At 76.6% G+C, this 3,348-nt stretch carries 4 protein-coding genes and 1 pseudogene; 3 read left to right on the top strand and 2 right to left on the bottom strand.

Going from position 1 to position 3,348, the window contains the following annotated elements; translation table 11 throughout:
- The 3 genes and pseudogenes from AB8Z36_RS37335 to AB8Z36_RS37325 all read left to right on the top strand — a co-directional run.
- Nucleotides 1-857: pseudogene (locus AB8Z36_RS37335) on the top strand (hypothetical protein); the annotation flags it as partial.
- Nucleotides 858-981: 124 nt separating this feature from the next.
- The gene (locus AB8Z36_RS37330; RefSeq protein WP_369217823.1) at nt 982-1,566 is read left to right on the top strand and encodes a sigma-70 family RNA polymerase sigma factor; all 585 of its coding nucleotides are present in this window, start codon (nt 982-984) and stop codon (nt 1,564-1,566) included.
- Complete coding sequence (locus AB8Z36_RS37325) at nt 1,563-2,318, top strand: anti-sigma factor (protein WP_369217822.1); 756 nt, start codon at nt 1,563-1,565, stop codon at nt 2,316-2,318. Before AB8Z36_RS37330 ends, AB8Z36_RS37325 begins: the two co-directional genes overlap by 4 nt.
- Before the next feature lie 81 nt (nt 2,319-2,399).
- Here AB8Z36_RS37325 and AB8Z36_RS37320 read toward each other — a convergent pair whose 3' ends face one another.
- Together AB8Z36_RS37320 and AB8Z36_RS37315 are read right to left on the bottom strand one after the other, a co-directional pair.
- Entirely contained in the window at nt 2,400-2,756 is a 357-nt protein-coding gene (locus AB8Z36_RS37320) for a hypothetical protein (RefSeq protein ID WP_369217821.1), read from the bottom strand.
- A partial coding sequence (locus AB8Z36_RS37315) for an Asp23/Gls24 family envelope stress response protein (RefSeq protein WP_369217820.1) occupies nt 2,753-3,348 on the bottom strand: 596 nt, incomplete at its 5' end. The genes AB8Z36_RS37320 and AB8Z36_RS37315, both read right to left, overlap by 4 nt.

Genomic DNA, 3,348 nt, shown 5'->3' with positions numbered 1-3,348 from the left:
ACGTCACCACGGCGGCGGCCCTCGCCGTCAGCCGCCGGAACGGCAAGGTCCGCTATCTCACCGCCCCCTGGATCGACGAGGCACGGACCCGCGACCTGCTGCGCCCCAACGCACCCGGCCGCCCGCTCGGCGTCTCCGGCGAGGGCCTCACCGCCCCCGTCGACGCGGCTCCCCGGGGCGGCTCGTGCGACAGCCTGCCGGTCATGCAGCTGCGCTCCTCCGCGAAGATCGTGGAGAAGCACGCCTTCCTCGTCGCCGACCTGGGCGACCTCAGCCCCGCCCACCTCAGCTACACCCCGCTGCCCGGCACCGGGGCGCCCGCGCGCCAGCCCCGCGAGGCGACGAGCGCCCACGCCCTCCAGGCCTGGGCGCACGGTGCCTGCCGCCTGCCCGGACTGCGCGGGCACGGCGTCCGCGCCGTCAACCAGTGGGACTTCGCCGAGCAGAAGCTGCCCGAGGGCGGCGGCAGGGCGGTGTGGTCCTGCGCCCGCGACACCACCTGGCGGGGGTCCGGCGACGTCACGGTCCAGTTCCGCACCTCCGCCCAGGAGCCGACGGCCGCGGCGCGGGTGGTCGGGGAGGCCCGGTCCACCGCCGCGTGCAGCAGGTTCGGCCAGCACGTCGTGGCGAGCACCCGCTGGACGGCGGGGTCGGGCCACCGCTATCTCCTGGCCGCGGGCAGCCGCGACGTCACCGGGATCACCGTGACGGGTGAGGTCGACGCGGACAGGCGGGAGCGCACCCTGGCCGCCCGCGCCCCGGCCGACGCCACCGCCACGGTGCGCGCCCGCCTGGCGGACGGGAAGACCCTGCCGGAGGTCGGCGCGGAGCGTGGCGGGCCCGCCGCCGGAGACTGACACTGGACGGGGCCGCGCGCCCCGCGCGGCCCGGCCCGGAAACGTCCGGCGGCCGGACCAATCCGCGGCAGGGACGGCTACGGATCACAGAGGTACCGCGATCCGTGTCCTGGAGGAGCACCGCGTGAAAGAAGTCGTGCACATCGGCACCCGGACACCCCCGGGGCCGGATCTACAAGAGCTGGTCGCCCAGGTCGCCCGCGGCGACCAGGAGGCCTTCTCCGGTGTCTATGACGCCGTGGCGGGACCCGTCCTCGGCGTCGTCCGCGGCGTGCTGCGCGACCACGCCCAGTCGGAGGAGGTCGCCCAGGAGGTCCTGGTGGAGGTGTGGCGCACGGCGCCGCGCTACCGCCCCGACCTGGGCACGGCCATGAACTGGGTCCTCACGCTCGCCCACCGGCGCGCGGTGGACCGGGTCAGGTCGGTGGAGGCCTCGGCCGCCCGCGACCACAAGGCCGCGCTCCTGGACCACTCCCCCGAGTTCGACGAGGTCAGCGAGCAGGTGGAGACGCGCCTGGAACGCGAGCAGGTGCGGCGCTGTCTGCGCACCCTGACCGAGGTGCAGCGGCAGTCGGTGACCCTCGCCTACTACCGGGGACTGACCTACCGGCAGGTGGCCGAGCTGCTCGCGCTGCCGCTCGGCACGGTCAAGACCCGACTGCGGGACGGGCTCATCCGCCTCCGCGACTGCCTGGGGGTGAGCGCATGACCATCTCCGACGACCCGCACACCCTGACGGGCGCCTACGTCACCCACGCCCTGGACGACGACGAGCGCGCGGCGGTCGAGCGCCATCTGGCCGGCTGCGAGTCCTGCGCCCAGGAGGTCCGCGAACTCGGCGAGACCGCGGCCAGGCTCGGCCTCGCCAAGGCCGCCGCCCCCCGGCGCGCCATGAAGGACGACGTGCTCGCGCGCATCGCCACCGTCCGCCAGGAGGTGCCGCGCCCCACCACGCGGACGGAGCCCGGAGCAGCGCCGCAGCGCACCCGCCGCGCCACCCGGTGGGCGCTCGCCGCCTGCATCGCCGCCGCGGCGGTGTTCGGCGGCGGCGCCGTCTGGCAGCACCAGCGCGCCGAGGACGCGCGGGCGGCGGCGGAGCGGTCGAGGGAGCAGGTGCAGGAGCTCGCGGCGGTCCTCGCCGCGCCGGACGCGAAGGCCCGTACGGGCAGGCTCGCCGACGGGGCCAGCGGCACCGTCGTCGTCTCCGCCGAGCGCGACCGCGCCGCGTTCGTGGCGACGGACCTGCCGAAGCCGCCGCGGGGCAAGGTCTACCAGCTCTGGTTCAACGACGCCGGGTCCATGCGCCCCGCCGGTCTCCTCGACCCGGGCAAGGACACCGAGGCGATGCTGATGGACGGTTCGGTCGGCCGGGCGAGCGGAATGGGGATCACGGTGGAGCCGGAGGGCGGCTCACCGAAGCCCACCTCCGATCCGGTGGCGCTGATGGACTTTCCCGCCTGACCGCCCGACCGCCCTGACCGCCCGACCGCCCTGACCGTCCGACTGACCGACCGCCCGATGGACCGACCGCGTGCGGGGCCCTCAGACGAGCCCCGTCACGGTCACCGTCACCCGTGGCTCGTGCGCCGCTCCGGAGGCCCCCCGCAGGGCGCCGGTGACCGCGGCGCGCACCTCGCGGGTCACGTCCACGGCCCGGTGGCCCCGGCGCAGCACCACGTGCACCTCGGCATGCCAGGTGCCCCCGTCCCGCGTCAGCCGTACGCCCGACGCGTACGCGGGGCCGCCGGACGCGCCGCCGCCGGGGCGCACCCGGGCCAGCGCCCTGGAGGCCCGGATGAGCTGGGCGAGCCCCGGCCGCAGGAACGCCACCCCGGGGGTGGCGAGCACCGCCCTGCCCACGGCCTCGGTCAGCTCACCGGACGCCGGTCGCTCGGTCATGGCCGCTCCTCGCCCTCGTCGGTGACATCGGTGATATCGGCGATCGTCACGTCGACGGAGACCACCCGCATGCCGAGTTCGGTGTCGGCGGCCTCCAGGACCCGGCGGCGCACCTTGTCCGCGGCCTCCTGAAGGCCCCAGGTGAGGGTCACGTCCACCGCGAGGCGGACGATGACGGGGCCGCGCCGCAGCCGCCGCGCGGCAGCCGTGTCGGGGGCCCGGCCGGGCGGGGCGTCGACGCCGGGCACGGGCTCGATGCGGCAACTGCCCGCCCGCACCCCCGGCAGGGTCTCGGCCGCCGCGCGCAGGACCCGGGCGGCGGCGGCCTCCACGATCCAGGCGTCCTCGTCGTCCTCGCCGAGCGGCAGGGTGCGTCCCGGCCGCAGTTCCAGGCGGACCACGTCCATGACGCGGCCCACGAGCGCGGAGGTGTCCGGCTCCGTCTCCGCGGGGTCCGCATCCCGCGCGGTGGAGACGACGTCCTCCAGGCGCCGCAGGGAGTCCAGCGCCTCGGCGCAGTGCGGGCACCCGGCGGCGTGCGGGTCGGGCTCGCCGCTCTCGTGGCGCTCCCAGACGCTCCACAGCTCCCTGC

Source organism: Streptomyces flavofungini (assembly GCF_041028215.1).
GTDB lineage: Bacteria > Actinomycetota > Actinomycetes > Streptomycetales > Streptomycetaceae > Streptomyces > Streptomyces flavofungini_B.
This window is presented reverse-complemented; position numbering and strand designations above follow the sequence as displayed.

What these genes read in the sequence shown, in the direction of transcription:
- AB8Z36_RS37325 (WP_369217822.1), top strand. Translation starts at nt 1,563, where the DNA reads ATGACCATCTCCGACGACCCGCACACCCTGACGGGCGCCTACGTCACC.
- AB8Z36_RS37320 (WP_369217821.1), bottom strand. Translation starts at nt 2,756, where the DNA reads ATGACCGAGCGACCGGCGTCCGGTGAGCTGACCGAGGCCGTGGGCAGG.